At 39.1% G+C, this 15,755-nt stretch carries 15 protein-coding genes; 5 read left to right on the top strand and 10 right to left on the bottom strand.

The window, feature by feature from the left end; all coding sequences use genetic code 11:
- Nucleotides 1–388 precede the first annotated feature (388 nt).
- The 8 genes from ilvD to RCG25_RS22215 all read right to left on the bottom strand — a co-directional run bounded on the left by ilvD (nt 389) and on the right by RCG25_RS22215 (nt 8,214).
- Nucleotides 389–2,059, bottom strand: coding sequence for a dihydroxy-acid dehydratase (gene ilvD, locus RCG25_RS22250; protein ID WP_308080996.1), 1,671 nt, complete (start codon nt 2,057–2,059; stop codon nt 389–391).
- Between the two features lie 11 nt (nt 2,060–2,070).
- Nucleotides 2,071–2,979 (bottom strand): branched-chain-amino-acid transaminase, encoded by a 909-nt coding sequence (ilvE, locus tag RCG25_RS22245; protein ID WP_308080995.1) that lies wholly within the window; start codon nt 2,977–2,979, stop codon nt 2,071–2,073.
- 502 nt (nt 2,980–3,481) lie between these two features.
- A complete protein-coding gene (locus RCG25_RS22240) occupies nt 3,482–4,216 on the bottom strand; it encodes an exonuclease domain-containing protein (protein WP_308080994.1) in 735 nt (244 codons plus the stop codon).
- Nucleotides 4,203–5,189: a DUF294 nucleotidyltransferase-like domain-containing protein gene (locus tag RCG25_RS22235; RefSeq protein ID WP_308080993.1), complete on the bottom strand. Its 987-nt coding sequence runs from the start codon at nt 5,187–5,189 to the stop codon at nt 4,203–4,205. The genes RCG25_RS22240 and RCG25_RS22235 overlap by 14 nt, the downstream gene beginning before the upstream one ends.
- Before the next feature lie 234 nt (nt 5,190–5,423).
- A complete protein-coding gene (locus RCG25_RS22230; protein ID WP_308080992.1) occupies nt 5,424–6,686 on the bottom strand; it encodes an ammonium transporter in 1,263 nt (420 codons plus the stop codon).
- Between the two features lie 202 nt (nt 6,687–6,888).
- On the bottom strand, nt 6,889–7,215 hold the full coding sequence (locus RCG25_RS22225) for a MerR family transcriptional regulator (RefSeq protein WP_308080991.1): 327 nt from the start codon (nt 7,213–7,215) through the stop codon (nt 6,889–6,891).
- 330 nt (nt 7,216–7,545) lie between these two features.
- Nucleotides 7,546–7,683 (bottom strand): hypothetical protein, encoded by a 138-nt coding sequence (locus tag RCG25_RS22220; RefSeq protein ID WP_308080990.1) that lies wholly within the window; start codon nt 7,681–7,683, stop codon nt 7,546–7,548.
- Between the two features lie 192 nt (nt 7,684–7,875).
- Nucleotides 7,876–8,214 carry a hypothetical protein gene (locus RCG25_RS22215; RefSeq protein ID WP_308080989.1) on the bottom strand — a complete coding sequence of 113 codons (339 nt, stop codon included), beginning with the start codon at nt 8,212–8,214 and terminating at the stop codon, nt 7,876–7,878.
- Nucleotides 8,215–8,450: 236 nt separating this feature from the next.
- On the opposite strand from RCG25_RS22215, the gene RCG25_RS22210 reads away from it, so the two are divergent.
- The 3 genes from RCG25_RS22210 (at nt 8,451) to RCG25_RS22200 (ending at nt 10,759) form a co-directional block, all read left to right on the top strand.
- Nucleotides 8,451–9,254 (top strand): basic amino acid ABC transporter substrate-binding protein, encoded by an 804-nt coding sequence (locus RCG25_RS22210; RefSeq protein WP_308080988.1) that lies wholly within the window; start codon nt 8,451–8,453, stop codon nt 9,252–9,254.
- 129 nt (nt 9,255–9,383) lie between these two features.
- Nucleotides 9,384–10,040 carry an amino acid ABC transporter permease gene (locus RCG25_RS22205; protein ID WP_308084251.1) on the top strand — a complete coding sequence of 219 codons (657 nt, stop codon included), beginning with the start codon at nt 9,384–9,386 and terminating at the stop codon, nt 10,038–10,040.
- Nucleotides 10,037–10,759, top strand: coding sequence for an amino acid ABC transporter ATP-binding protein (locus RCG25_RS22200; protein WP_308080987.1), 723 nt, complete (start codon nt 10,037–10,039; stop codon nt 10,757–10,759). Before RCG25_RS22205 ends, RCG25_RS22200 begins: the two co-directional genes overlap by 4 nt.
- A gap of 39 nt (nt 10,760–10,798) precedes the next feature.
- On the opposite strand, the gene RCG25_RS22195 is transcribed toward RCG25_RS22200, so the two are convergent.
- Together RCG25_RS22195 and RCG25_RS22190 are read right to left on the bottom strand one after the other, a co-directional pair.
- Entirely contained in the window at nt 10,799–11,065 is a 267-nt protein-coding gene (locus tag RCG25_RS22195; protein WP_308080986.1) for a zinc ribbon domain-containing protein, read from the bottom strand.
- 5 nt (nt 11,066–11,070) lie between these two features.
- On the bottom strand, nt 11,071–11,592 hold the full coding sequence (locus RCG25_RS22190; RefSeq protein ID WP_308080985.1) for a hypothetical protein: 522 nt from the start codon (nt 11,590–11,592) through the stop codon (nt 11,071–11,073).
- Nucleotides 11,593–11,866: 274 nt separating this feature from the next.
- Between RCG25_RS22190 and RCG25_RS22185 the strand changes: the two genes are divergently transcribed.
- Both RCG25_RS22185 and RCG25_RS22180 read left to right on the top strand, forming a co-directional pair.
- Nucleotides 11,867–14,620: a dynamin family protein gene (locus RCG25_RS22185; protein WP_308080984.1), complete on the top strand. Its 2,754-nt coding sequence runs from the start codon at nt 11,867–11,869 to the stop codon at nt 14,618–14,620.
- Nucleotides 14,621–14,723: 103 nt separating this feature from the next.
- Nucleotides 14,724–15,740, top strand: coding sequence for a DUF3231 family protein (locus RCG25_RS22180; RefSeq protein WP_308080983.1), 1,017 nt, complete (start codon nt 14,724–14,726; stop codon nt 15,738–15,740).
- The last annotated feature ends 15 nt before the right edge of the window (nt 15,741–15,755 follow it).

Genomic DNA, 15,755 nt, shown 5'->3' with positions numbered 1-15,755 from the left:
TCAATAGCAGAATAATCGGGGAGAAAAGGCCTTCTTTTTCTCGGTACCACCCGGTTTTACAGCATTCTCACGAATACCGCCTTATGAAGCGACAACAAATAGAATAACGCTTCTTTTGGTAACAGGTGTTAAGAAACAACACCTGATTGAGCCTACTAAGTGTAACCGTTCAGCCCAATACTCAGGGATGATGTCGGAATAAGGTGCATTACTGGGCTTCCAGCAACCCCAGCTCTCTGAAAATGCATATTCTTATTCCTTTTTTCCCGTCATCGATTTATCGTATTTGGTTGTCAAGGATTGAACGAATGGTTTAGTACCTTTACTTCTCTGTGGAAGGGGAGGGGTACTAGAGAATCCCTTTTATCTATAGAACTTTTGCGAAATCTTATATTTTCATAACCCCGCCAGTATTAGCAGAGGTAACAAGCTTTGCATATTTTGCTAGATAGCCAGATTTAATTTTTGGTTCTGGCTTCACCCATGCAGCAAGTCTAGCTGTTAACACTTCTTCATCAACAAGTAGTTCAATTGAACGCGCTTCTAAATCAATTAAGATTTTGTCACCATTTTCAACAAGGCCAATCGGTCCGCCTTCTGCTGCTTCAGGCGAGATATGACCGATAGAAATTCCGCGGCTCGCACCTGAGAAACGACCGTCTGTGATGAGGGCAACTTCTTTTCCTAAGCCTCGGCCCATAATAGCGGAGGTAGGAGCTAACATTTCCGGCATTCCTGGACCACCTTTTGGACCTTCGTAGCGGATGACCACTACATGGCCGGCTTTAACCGTTCCGTTATGAATGCTTTCTAATGCTTCATCCTGGGATTCAAATACGATTGCTTCTCCTAGGAATGTTTTAATCGAAGGATCAACAGCACCAACCTTAATGACGCCACCATCTGGAGCAATGTTTCCATATAGGATGGAAAGGCCCCCTACAGGACTATATGGATTATCTTTCGTACGAATAACCATTTCATTGGTGATTGTTGCATCTTTCACATTTTCTTCAAGCGTTTTTCCGGTAATGGTTAAGCAGTCTTTATGTAGCGCACCTTCGACTTTATAAAGCTCGTTGATAATCGCGCTAACCCCGCCGGCCCGGTGAACATCATCCATCGAATAATCGGATGCTGGCATAATCTTAGAAAGATAAGGAACTCTTTCAGCAATTTTATTAATCTCGCGAAGATCGTAATCGATACCGGCTTCATGGGCAATAGCTAATGTGTGTAATACAGTGTTCGTTGAGCCACCCATTGCCATATCTAAAGCAAAAGCATTATCAATGGCTTCTCTCGTTATAATGTCACGTGGACGAATATCATTTTTCACCAGGTCAATTAAATGTCTAGCTGCCTGACGAATCAATTCGTGTCTTTCTTCAGAAGTAGCCACGATCGTTCCGTTTCCAGGTACCGTCATTCCTAACACTTCCATGAGGCAGTTCATGGAGTTAGCTGTAAACATTCCAGAACAAGAACCACAAGTTGGGCAGGCTTCAGTTTCAATTTCAAGAAGCTGCTGCTGACTAATGGTGCCGTTATGGTAGGCACCAACACCCTCAAATACAGAAGTCAGGGAAAGGTTTTTCCCTGTGGAAGGAGAGACGCCAGCTTCCATTGGACCACCTGAAACAAAAACAGATGGGACATTCGTTCTTGCTGCAGCCATCAGCATTCCTGGTGTGATCTTGTCACAGTTTGGAATGTAAAACACACCATCGAACCAGTGGGCATTAATCACTGTTTCGGCACTATCGGCAATAATTTCACGGCTTGGGAGGGAATAGCGCATGCCGATATGTCCCATCGCTATTCCGTCATCAACGCCAATCGTATTAAATTCAAAAGGAATTCCACCAGCTTCACGGATGGCCTCTTTTACAATCTCACCGAAATGATTAAGGTGTTTATGTCCGGGAATAATTTCAATAAACGAGTTGCAAACTCCGATAAACGGTTTTTCTAAATCACTCGTTTTTACCCCAGTTGCATATAAAAGGCTGCGGTGGGGGGCACGGTCAATTCCCTTTTTAATCATATCGCTTCGCATGTATCTATCTCCTAACTGACAATGGCATGGTTTGCACCTTCAGGGTAACAAGCCACTCCGTCTGTTGTGACAATTCGTCTAAATTCTTTTAATAGTTCATTTGTAACTTCACCAGGTATCCCATTTTTGATGACCCGTTGATCGACTTCAATAACGGCAATGACTTCTACTGCTGTTCCCGTTAAGAACACCTCATCGGCCACATACACATCATGTCTGGTAAACGGTAATTCTCTCACCTCGTACCCTTTGGCTCTTGCCACATCAATGATGGCGTTACGGGTAATTCCTTCTAAAGCTCCTAAATAGACAGGAGGGGTGTAAATGACACCATTCTTTACAATGAAGATATTGTCAGCAGATCCTTCAGTTACATAACCTTGGTCATTCAACATGAGGGCTTCCTGAACCCCTACTTGATTGGCTTCTAATTTAACAAGGATATTATTTAAGTAATTAAGCGATTTAATTTGTGGACTTAGTACATCTGGGCGATTCCTTCTGCTCGCTACGGAGGCTATTTTAATTCCATTTTCGTAAAATTCCTTTGGATACATGGTTAGTTCCTCAGCAATAATGATTACGTTTGGATTGGAGCAGGATGAAGGGTCCAGGCCTAAATTTCCTCTACCACGTGAAACAACGACACGAATATAGGCGCTGTCCAACTGATTTTTTCTAACGGTCTCAACAACTAATTGCGTCATTTCCTCCTGTGTATATGGAATATTCAGCATAATGGATTGAGCTGATTCGTACAGTCTTTTAAGGTGGGCGTCGAGTCTAAAGACGTTTCCGCTGTATACGCGAATACCTTCAAATACTCCGTCTCCATATAAAAAACCATGATCATATACTGAAATAACAGCATCCTCTTTCTTGACGAACTCGCCGCCAAGGAATATCCATTGACTTCCCAACCTAACCACTCCTCTTTAGTGATAACGTGAAACTTCAATCATTGGGGGCTTTTTCCCAATGATTGTTAGTTGAACCAATCGGGCATTTACGGGCAGTTATTTCATCTATGCTTCTTGGTTTTATTATTATAATGAAAATTTACTGCCCGTTAATGCGGGATAAACCGCTTTAAATGATTAAATATTTTTTTAAAAAGAATTCCCTTGCCCATCGTTGAAAACGTGATGTGCAAAGGCTGTGTAAATGTTTAGATGATTATTTTCGATAATCATACAACCAAAAGATAACATGGTCAACATTAAAATCTGACAATTCAAAACAGTCAAAATAATTGGTAGCGTTTTCATTCTTGTTCTTATAGGAAAAAGGAGGGAAAAAAATTTTGAAAAAATTTTTTAAATAGAGAGGAGGGGCGAAAAAATATAGGAGGGTCGCGATTGAAATGATTAAAAATATTAATGATAATGATAGAAGAAAACACTTTTAGGATAGTGTTTTCTATTAACCTATTTTAGCGAGGTATTCATAAACCTCCTGTAAATTACGAAATCCTTTTATTTGGGCCTGCTGCAAAAAATAACCCCAAATTTGTGCCGTCATCATCGCATCCCCGAGGGCGTGATGCCGATTTCTTACTTCAATTCCACATTGAGTACAAACCTCTTCAAGGGGTAAAGACTTGATAGAAGGGTTAAAAAGTCGAATTAAGAACGAGGTATCTATAATTCGGTGATTAAATTTTGTTCGTAATAGGTCCCAAGTCATTTTTTGCATAAAGGATTGTTCATGATTTGCATGGTGTGCGATCAAAATATCACTATTAATAAATTGGATAAATTGGATTAAGACATCTGATGCAGGCGGTGCTACTCGCAACTCCGATTCTTGGATATTAGTAAGTGTAGAAATTTCCTCTGAAAGCGGAAGGTCCGATTGAACTAAGGAATAGAATGTGTTTTTCTCTTTGATTTGGCAACCCACCATCTTCACAGCCCCAATTGAAATCACTTGATCCCCCTTTTCGGGATAAAATCCAGTCGTTTCTAAATCAAACACGACTACTTTCAATTCGTTAAGAGGGGAGTCTAAGGTGCTTTTTTGTTTCATTTCTCTTTGTAACTGTCTAAGAAAAGCGATTTGCTGTGGGGTCGATTGCCCTTGTACCCCTGCATAAATAGTAGGACTCAGCTTACCCGATATTTGTTTGAAAAATTGGATCATCTCATTCATCCCCATAATCATCTTCCTTCTCTAGTAACTTTCTAACGGTATGATAGAGGGTGGCTCCACTCTTTATGATTTCTTTTATCTCTTTCGTTTGATCCTTCGATAAACGGTTGATGGGCAAGTAGTGACCGGAATCATAATCGCTTGAATGACAAAATAAAAGCCGGTAGTTAAGCAACTGTGAAAATTGATTGATATAGTACTCTCTTTCTTTATTAGATATCCATATCGCATGTATTTTTTCTAATCGCGCTAGAGTGGATGTTTCCAACACCTTCTCTTTAATAGCTGCCAACCGTACGGCATTTACATAGGGTAGAAAGCCGAGTTCTTTCAGGTTTAATGAACCTGTATGGGGGCCATGTGTCTCTACTAAAAGCTGCCCTAACACATTTATTCCTTTTTTCAGATGCGATGTATTGTTGAGTAATTTTGTATGAAGATGATTTTTGTTAATCGTTTGATAGATTTGGCTTTTTAACACTCTCACATACTCACCTTCACCATAAACAGACCGAGCATCAAGAAAAATCAGCAAATATCTGATGGACTCCCAGGAGGCTTCCAATGTCCAGTTCGCAAGTTGTTCCTGCCATTCGAATATGGATTTACACCAAAAGGGATTACCTGCCATGATTCCCCCGTCACAATAAGGATAGCCAGCTTGATAAAGCCCTTTTGAGATTTCTTTTCCAAGTGTCAAAAAGTAGGACCTTCCCTCCTCACTTAGATCCTGATAAACGATTCCATGATCCTGGTCGCTCCAAATCGATTGCTCTTGGCGGCCAGCACTGCCCATGACAAAGAAAGAGAAGGGAGAGGGCGGTGGGCCATAGCGAATAGAAACTTGGTTGATGGCTGTTTCTAAAACTTTAGTCAAAATTTGATGGTGTAGTTTGTTTAATTGAAAATGATCATGTGAGACTTGTAGTATATGAGACTTTCTATAATTTCCTATGTTTTCGTATGATGTAGAATCCATTCTTACCACCTCCTTTCAAAAATGAAAAAGGCAGAGGCTGACCCACAAGAAGGGGATCAGTCTCGCCAACTGAAGTAATTAAAAACAAAAGTTTAAAATTCTACTTCGAGAATTGTCTAGCTCCAGCGCCTAGCCCCTCGGGTCAAATAACCTTCGGCAAGTAAAGTCAAAGAACGACTTTTCTTGCCGAAGAACATTTGCCTGTCGGGGCTGATCAAGGCGCTTCCGCTTTTCTTATTGAGCTTTTACCTTTTGCTCAGTTGTTAGCAATTCTGGGTATCCATAGCTGCCATGCTCGCTCATATCGAGGCCGATGATCTCCTCTTCCTCTGTTACACGCAATCCATTCATAAACTTTTTCATTAGGGCGAGTAAGATAAACGAAACAATGAAGGCGAAGGCTGCACAAGTGAATACGCCAAGTGCTTGAACGCCCAGCTGGTGGAATCCTCCTCCGTAAAATAACCCTGGCTTTCCAACAGTAGCTAATTCTTTTGTTGCAAAGAACCCAGTGGATAGGGTCCCCCATACACCAGCCGTTCCGTGCACAGACAAGGCTGCTATCGGATCATCAATTCCTCTGCTTTCAAAGAATCGAATGCTATAAAAAACTAGAATGCCGGAAATAAAGCCGATAAGAACAGCAGCCCATGTATCAACAAATGCACAAGAGGCTGTAATAGCAACTAAACCGGCTAACGCGCCGTTTAACATCATAGGTACATCAGCTTTACCCAATACTATCCAAGAAATAATCATGGCAGCAACCGTTCCAGCTGCAGCTGCTAGATTTGTATTAATGGCTACGAATCCGAAAAATCCTTTGTCAACCGATAGGGTACTACCTGCATTAAATCCAAACCAGCCTACCCATAAAAGTAATACGCTTAACGCAGTGAAGACTTGGTTATGACCAGAAAGGTTATTGGCTGAACCATCTTTATTAAACTTCCCAATCCGAGGTTTTAAGAGAATAGTAGCCGCAAGAGCTGCCATTGCTCCTGTTAAGTGAACAACCGTTGAACCTGCAAAATCCTGCTTTCCATGTTCAGCTAACCAGCCGCCTCCCCAAATCCAGTGAGCGATTGGAGGGTAGACGATAACCGAGAAAAGTACGGCGAAGACCAGGTAGGCACTCAATTTAGCACGTTCAGCAAATCCGCCAAATGCGATGGTTAATGAAATTCCTGCAAAAGCTAATTGGAATAAAAAGAAAACCGAGCCAGATAATGATAAGCCTTTGATATCATACCCAGAATATAAGAAGTCGGAAAAACCAATGATGGGATTCCCTTTCCCAAAAATCAATCCATACCCTACTGCCCAAAACACAATGGAGCTTATTCCAAAGGTAAGGATGGTTTTCCCAGCAATATGTCCTGCATTCTTCATTCTTGTTGATCCGGTTTCAAGAAGGATGAACCCTCCGATCATTAAAATAACGAGTACAGCACTAACCATTACCCATAAACTGTTCATTAAAAATAAAGTATCCATTTTTCTCCCCCTTTAGAATAATGTTAATTTTTATAACATTTAGTGTAGTTGTATTTTTACATGAATAAGTGGTTGAATCTATAAGTTTGTAAGGTTATCTAACATAGTTTTTGAAGGATGAGCTATTCTTGTAGGTTGATAGGGGAATCTAAGCATAAAAAAACCTTGCTCCTAACAAGGAGTCAAGGCAATAAATAGGGATTTAATTTTTCCGAATACCAAATTGAGCATTCAACTGTCCTTGGATCATCTTCCGACGAATCGCATCCTGGTTGATTTTCTTTTGATCGCGAAGCATTTCTTTTCTAATTTCATGAGTTTGAATACCGTCTTCGATTTTATTGGCGATTTCCATTAACAATTCAACATCGGAAAAAGAGAATTTTCGGCTGCCTCCTGCTGATCTTTCAGGAAAAATAAGTTTCCGCTCTTCGTAATATCTTATTTGTCTTTCTGAAAGACCAGTAAGATCTCTAACAATTCCAATGGTGATTACCTTCTTATCTTTATAAGACAAATCTTTTCCCATTTTAGCCTCTCACCACACCCGTTCGTTTTATAGTTGGAAAATTCGATATACACTACATTATATGTTAGATTTTCTCACATCGGACTGGACTTTGGTACTATAATGCATAATTTATTTTGAAAAGGTAATATGAGTAGAAGTGATACTACTTATTAGTGGGGTATGTTTTTTTATAAAGATTTGAGAGTTCTCTGATGGTAAGGGAATGAAGCTCCTTGGCGGGTGTGCCGCTTTGTTGTTCCGACTCCATTAATTTTTTTATATAAAAATGTTTTAGCCGTTCGAGACCTTTTCGTAAATGAGTGGCCAATTTTTCCCCTCCTCATGATTCTAATAATTTTGTAGTTTTCTTAATAGGTCGTTTGCTTGGGAGCCCATGACCTTCATTAGTTCTTCGTACAATTCATCTCGTAACCTATCTAACTGAAGAATCTTTTCAGCTAATTGAATCTCTTGTCTTTGATACATATAGGATCTTCCTCTCTGTGTTTATATTGAAAAACTTATCTGAATTTGTACCCTTTGTCAGTAACTGTGTAAGGAAAGGTAACAGGATTTCTCAAATGGGTGATAATCAATGGGAGAAACGCTTATAACTATGTAAGATTTATATTAAAAAAGAACCAGGCTTAACGTACGCCTAGTTCTCCTTTAATATCTTTAATACTCTCCATCAAATGGAGTGAATGGGATGTTAAATCTTCTTTCGAGAATGCGAACACGTTGATTCACTCGTTGTAGACGGCGTTGAAGCTGATTAACATCTCGTTGAAGCTGGTTAATCTCTCTTTCCTGACGCTCATTTTGTCTTTCAAGCTGATTGACTCGACGCTCAAGCTGTTGAGGCTGGCGATTGGGGTCATATTGAATTTGCGTTGCATAAGGGTCGTGTGTTACATAAGGATCGTGTGATACATAAGAAGTCATTTGCTCAGCTGGAACATAGCTATGATACTCAATCGGCATTTGTGGGTGTTGATAATAACTATAAGGGTTCATTGGGCATCTCTCCTAACATGATATATACCCTATAAATTATGCCGGGACTTTCGGGCTGTAACGGCGAATGCCTAATTTCAAGAAGACTTTATTACGGTAGTTCATTAGTGTATTACTATAGTAAGAAAATTATAACGATTGAATATATACACAAAAAAAGTTATAATCATTTATATTCAAAATATTATTATTATTTGGTAAAATTGTTTTTATAAAAAAATAATGGAGGTCTAGAAATGAAGAAATTAAAATTAGTTTCAACAGTTTTCATGGTGGCATTTCTCTTGATTCTATCAGCCTGTGGGACAAGTAAAACAGGAGGCGAGGGAGAAAAGACATTAAGAGTCGTTACCGATGCAGCTTATGCACCTTTTGAATACCAGGATAAGGGAGAAGTTGTAGGATTTGATATTGATTTTATTAACGCAGTGGCTAAGGAAGCGGGTCTTAAGATCAAGGTGGAACATGTAGGCTGGGATCCATTATTTGTGGAGCTAGACAAGAAGACTGCTGATCTTGGTATCTCTGCCATCACAATTAACGATGAGCGGAAGCAATCCTATGACTTTACTGTGCCGTACTTCTTATCTACCAATAAGATCCTCGTTCCAGAAGGCAGCGATATTAAGAGTGCAGCAGATTTAAAGAATGGTAAGACAATTGCTGTTCAAAACGCAACGACTGGACAAGAAGCAGTTGAAGGGCTTCTAGGTAAAAATAATGAGAAAATTAAAAAGTTTGAAAATAATAATCTAGCGATTCTTGAATTAAAGAGTGGCGGGGCAGACGCCGTTGTTGCTGATAATACCGTTGTTGAACAATATGTGAAAAATAATCCGAAAGATAAGTTCGTTGTTATCGAAGATTCTAATGCATTTGCAAAAGAATTTTACGGGTTAATGATGCCAAAGGGAAGCAAGCTTAAGGCAGACCTTGATAAAGCAATTAAGGAAGTTATTGATAACGGAACATACGCGAAAATTTACAAGAAATGGTTTAAGGTAGATCCAGATACTCAAATTTTAAAAGACCAACAATAATAAGAACTGATAAAATTGCGTAACTCTTCAAAACTAGCAGTTACGCAATTTTTGGTTATTTTTGCAACACTGTCTAACAACCGCACTCGATGCATAGGGAGCATCATGTCTGTATAGGGGGATCAAATGATGGATTTTCGTTGGGATATTTTAGCTGAGTACGCTCCTTTTTTTCTAAAGGGGACGTTACTAACTATTGGTCTTTCAATCGCCAGTATAATAATTGGAACGGTCCTGGGGCTATTAATCGGTCTAGGAAAAATGATGAGGAACAAGCTTTTAGCCTTACCTTTTAGTATTTATATCACCTTTTTTCGTGGTACTCCATTACTCGTGCAAATTCTATTAATTCATTTTGCAGTCGTACCTTTATTCACTGGGAGTACAAACGCTATTGCTGCAGCCATTGTCACTCTTTCATTAAATGCTGCAGCCTATATTTCGGAGATTTTCCGTGCTGGCATTCAGTCTATTGATCGAGGGCAGATGGAAGCTGCTCGATCATTAGGGATGACTCACGCCCAATCCATGTGGAATATCATCCTGCCCCAAGCGTTTAAACGAATGATTCCACCTTTAGGAAATGAATTTATTGTACTCATTAAGGAATCGTCACTGGCCGCTTTAATTGCCGCCCCAGAATTAATGTATTGGGGAAGAGCTATGCAAGGACAGTATTTCCGGGTTTGGGAGCCATATATAACGGCTGCTGTTATTTATCTCGTGTTAACTCTCTCTTTAAGCTTCCTGTTATCACGTCTTGAAAGGAGGTTGGCAACAGAATGATTGAAGTAAGAAATTTGAAAAAGTCATTTGGTAGTAATGAAGTACTGAAGGACATCAATGTTACTGTTAAGCCGCAAGAAGTTGTAGTTGTCATTGGACCTTCAGGCTCAGGGAAATCCACTTTCCTTCGTTGTCTAAATATGCTTGAGACCATCACTGGCGGCCATGTATGTATTGAAGGTGTTGACTTAACGGACAAGCAAACGGATATCAACAAAGTCCGAACCGAAGTGGGAATGGTGTTTCAGCAATTCAATCTATTTCCGCATAAAAAGGTGATTGAAAATATTATGCTTGCCCCTATGAAGGTAAGGAATGTACCAGCAGAAAAGGCAAGGGCAAAAGGATTAGAGCTTTTACGGAAAGTAGGATTAGAGGACAAGGCCGAGGCCTACCCTGATTCTTTATCCGGCGGGCAAAAGCAACGGGTAGCGATTGCAAGGGCGCTCGCAATGGAACCGAAAATCATGCTGTTTGATGAACCAACGTCTGCCCTCGACCCGGAAATGGTCGGTGAGGTACTCGAAGTCATGAAGCAGCTTGCTAAAGAAGGGATGACAATGGTCGTGGTCACCCATGAAATGGGCTTTGCTAAAGAAGTGGGCGATCGCGTAATCTTCATGGACGGCGGCTTAATTGTTGAAGAAAATGTCCCAATTGAATTATTCGAACATCCAAAGGAAGAACGGACGAAAGCATTCTTAAGTAAAGTATTATAATTATCACAAAAAGGAGGCCAAGACGGTCTCCTTTTCTGCTTATTTATTAGTATTCCATCTTTCCAACTTATGTATATTTCTCGTAAACATACCCGCTATAAATTTAGGCATTCCAAATTCAACAATCTTCTGTTTTACTCGTTCTTTCATTTCTTCGACAGTGATATTCGGTAAAGTGAACTCTCCATCGATATAGCAATGGCTGCAATACTTGGTGCTTTTGGCTCCATTTATTTCGGTTCCCCCTCCAAGTTCATCTTTTGCAAGAGGCATTCCACAGCTTTGACAGTTTTTATAGGTAGTCATTTTTTTCATTCCTTTTCTAATTTTTCAACGTCAAATACGTCAACAATCTTGTCGGCTTTAATCCGGTTTTGACAGAGCTTAAACAATTGGTTCAAAAAGTCATCCACCTCATGCGGAGAGGAAGGAAGTTTGATTTGAACCGTTGTTGATCCAAACATTTGTTTAAAAAAGGCTTTTCTTTGGTCGTTTTTCCCGTCACGTTTAAACGGCTTATACATCCAGACAAAATGTGGTGCTCCATCAATTTCTTGAATGTGCCGAATCTCGGCACAGGTGGTGGACTTATCATGTGCATAAATCACTAAATAGTAGTTTTCATTGCGATGCCAATCTATGAATAAAAAATAATAGCCTGTATCACTATCAAGGCGGTTTACTTCATATCCAGCTAATGTATTTTTTCCATTTGTCCATTGATGGAATCGCGGTAAGACTCCGCCTACTGTTTCAAGCTTCTTTATTTCAAAAATAAAGTGATTTGCATTTTCAATACAATCGGATAAAACTATCGCTTGTTCCTTTTCCAAAGTGAACTTCTCCTTCTATTCTTTGGTTTTATTATACGTTGCTCGTGGTATAAAAGGGAAGAAGGTCCCATCTGTCTTATTAATCCATTCTTCTTATGTTCAGTTACATTTGACTCCAAATTGACATACAACTGACATCTTTTTAAAAAATACCTCTGATAGAATCTTAATAATTAGGACTTAAATTCTGAACTTACATCGAATACTGTATGGAATAATTGTGCCTCTTTTTCATATGAATGACATAGAGTGGTTGCAATTGGAGGGAAATATAATGACGTTAGAAAAGCAATTAAAAGAAAAGACTTATTATAAAATGTTCATTAATGAACATGAGGATATTCACCCGATTCAGGTGCTGGGTGAAGCATTTCAAGAGGAAGCGCAAAAGGATGTTCCTGATTTATCATCGATTCGCTTTGCCCAGGGTGAAGTGTATTTTCAACATAAAGATTACGAAGCAGCCATTTTTAAATGGGAAAATATCACCGATGAACTTGAACCATGGGCTAAGAAAAATACAGCAGATGCATACAATGAGCTTGGTCTAATATCTACAGCAGAAGATATATATACAGCCATAAAATCCGATAATCTTACTTTAAATACAGAGGTTGCTTTACATTTATTTTCACTCTATATCGAACGAGGTAAATTAGAGGCAGCAGTGTCTACCATTAAAAAGACGGTTAATGCCAATCCTGATTATCCAAATGTGACCGAAATTGCCCGCGCCTTTTTTGAGGAACAGCAGGATTGGACCAATGCGATTGAATTAGCAGTAAATGAAGCGAAACGCACAGAATCGGTAGAATGGTTTGATGTGCTAAATACGTATGTCGATAAAGGTGTAACAAAACATCAACAACCAAGTTATTTTTCACAAGCGTTAATTCTCTTGTTTAACCTCGATCAGAAAAGGTTTGAACAGCTTATCACCTCACTGTGGAAAAGTTATCAGAATGAAGAATCTTATTTTAAATGGATTACAGAAATCAATCACTTGTTATTAAATCTCGATATTGATCGAGGTAGTAACTGGTCTGTCCTTTCTCAACTTCATAAGGAAACCTATTTAAGCTTAATTGAGGGAAGATACTTCATTAAAATGCTACAAGGTTTTATTCCAGATCTATTAACGAATTGGCTCAGACTTGCTGACCCCTCAACTGTGGTAATTTCATCTGCAGCAGTTCTTTCGTGGAATGAACTTTTTCCGGAAAGCATCAGTAGGTCGATTGTGAGTGAGGCAGAAAATTTAATAAGTACAACCGAATTACATTTTGATGAGCAAGATGAGTGTCTATCGCTACTTAACAGCATCTTGAGTTGGGCTGAGACACATGATATGGGTGAAAATAATCGAGTGAAATGGATCGTTGAACAGTTAAGTGATTTTGATACTCAGCATATATTCATCGCCGGATTAAGTGGTAGCGGAAAATCGGCTTTTATTAACATGGTGTTAGGAGAAGAGTTACAGGATGGTCCAACATCCTCTATGGTTATGTTTACTGATGCAGAGGAAGAAGAAATTCTGGAAATTACCGATAATACGTTCACAATCTTACCTGGTTTTACAGATTTCCAAGAACGCATGGATCGACGCAGAAATGCCTTAGAATCTATTATTGAATTTAGGCACCCAAATCAATTTTTACAGGAAAATAGAATTGCATTCATCGATACCCCTGGATTAAAAGGGAACCAGTATGAACAGTTTGAGGTATTAAGAAATCTTCATGTAGCAGACAGAATTCTATTTGTACTTGATGCTAATTCTCCGTTTTCGGAGAAGGAACGGACAGTCCTTACCCAAATACAAGAGTTAGCACCTGACATACCGGTTCATTTTCTGTTGAGTAAGATGGATACGATCGACAATGAGCAGGAAGCTATTCAAATTTTTGATGAAACCAGGTCGTTGATCCATTCATATCTACCGGATGCAAACGTTTTTGCTTTTTCATCTCAATATGATCGAAAACAACAGCTACAGGATTTAACGAAATTTATTCAGTCTATTAAATATACTAGAAATATAGAAGATAAGCGTTTGGCGAAGCTGTTGTATTTTATTCGGACAACGATTTCAAGTCTTTTACAAAAACGGATTGAAGTTGAGAATCAACTAGTTGAATCCATCCGCTGGAATGAAGAAATGTTAATAAAGTTAAATGGAGCCGTAAATCAGCTGAGGGATACTGAAGTTCAGAAAACGAAGGCTATTGTGAGTTCCTATCGTGCGATTAAGGAAACCATTCAGCAGGATATTTCAGCAACTGTTCCGAAAATGCTCCAGGAATGTTCTTCTTTGATTAAGGAAGATAGTAATTTTAGTAAAATTCACCTTGAGCTTAATGAAGAAATGAATCGACGGATTCAAGAGTATTTAGAACAAACGGTGATGCCGAATTTTTATCTCTCCTTCCAAGAGTGGATTGAGGCATGCCATGAGGAATTCAATCAAAGTCAGGAATATTTAAATGAGATGGGTGAAGGGTTTAATCAAATGTATGGGGAAGAGAGACTCAAGTTGGAGTGTGATTTTAAGGTACTGGATGATTGGCGTCGCGATACGGATCGTATGACAAGTCGATTCCAGCTGGAAACCGTCAATATTCTCCTCCGTCGGACTCCGTCGCAATTTCTTTTAAAAAGTGCTGGAAAGCTACTAGGAGCCATCTCTCAAAACAAAGCATTACTTTACAATAAGTATAAATCCTTTGTAGAAAATGAGGATTATTCAGAAGCAATCACGGCGATTAATCAGCAGTTCTTCCAATCCTTTGAGTTGTTTGAAAAATCCTTGGAACGGGATGTCACGTTATTCTTCAAAAGTCCGGCCATCATTTTAAATGGTTCTGTGGATGAAACACGTAACGAGATTCACGCAAACCAAGAAATGCTGAACAAATTAAATACCAATCCTGAAATGTTCCGCGATCCATTGACGTTATTCGAAGCAAGACTACGTCAATTCGAATGGATGACCGTGGCTGGAAAAGGGATGCAAACGATTTACTAATCATTCAAGGAGATGTCTACGGGCATCTCCTTTTTAGCATGTTCATATATTTATCTATTTGGGAGATATTATTCCTTAATGGATAAATGTAGGAGGGTATTCGATGAGCGCAAATCACGAACATATTAAGTTAACGGCAGCAGAATTGTCCTATTTGTGGACTTCATATCTTGCGGATAGTATGTCCATTTGCATGATCAAGTATTTTTTACAACACATAGATGATGAGGATATAAAAAAAGTTGCCGTGCACTCTTTGGATTTGTCGCAACAACATGTAGAACATATTCGGGACATTTTTACAAAAGAGGATATAAAAGTTCCACAAGGCTTTACTGACCATGATGTAAACTTAAAGGCCAAGCGGTTATTTTCAGATATTTTTTACTTAAAATATATTAGAAATATGGCTAAAGGCGGTCTGATTACATATGGCAGGATATTACAGAATGTCTATCGCCATGATATTCGTTCATTCTATGCCAAGTGCTTAACATCAACCCTTGAGCTAGACACCGAAACCGTAAGGATCCTACTAGAAAAAGGGTTAGTTGTTCGTCCACCAATGATTCCCTATCCCCAAAAGGTAGAGTTTGTTCATAAACAATCCTTTATTTTAGAAGGGCTTGGCAGACGGGAACCGCTGACTGGAACAGAGGTAACCAATTTATACGCGAATATCCAGTCTAACCATATTGGTACGAGTATCACTACTGGCTTTAGTCAGGTGGCGGAATCGAAAAAGGTCCGTAATTATTTCCTAAGAGGAAAAGAGATTGCCATGAAACACATTAAAGTGTTTACCAGTTATTTGGAGATGGATTCCCTTCCTGCTCCTATGTCTTATGACCATGAGGTAACGGAATCTACTGAATCACCTTTCTCTGATAAATTAATGATGTTTCATTTTAACCTGATGATTTATGCAGGTATAGGAAACTATGGAGTCGCTATTGCTGAGAGTCAGAGAAGTGACATGGTCATTGATTATTCACGTTTAAATGCCGAGATTCTAAAGTATTCGGAGGATGGAGCAATTATTATGATCGCAAATGGATGGTTAGAGCAACCTCCACTAGCTGCCAATCGAAGAGAGTTGGCAAAGGATAAAAGGAAATAGAATAGGTTTTATGGA

The organism is Neobacillus sp. PS2-9 (assembly GCF_030915525.1).
GTDB lineage: Bacteria > Bacillota > Bacilli > Bacillales > Cytobacillaceae > Neobacillus.
The sequence above is the reverse complement of the archived record's forward strand: the minus strand, read 5'-3'. Positions and strand labels throughout refer to the sequence as shown.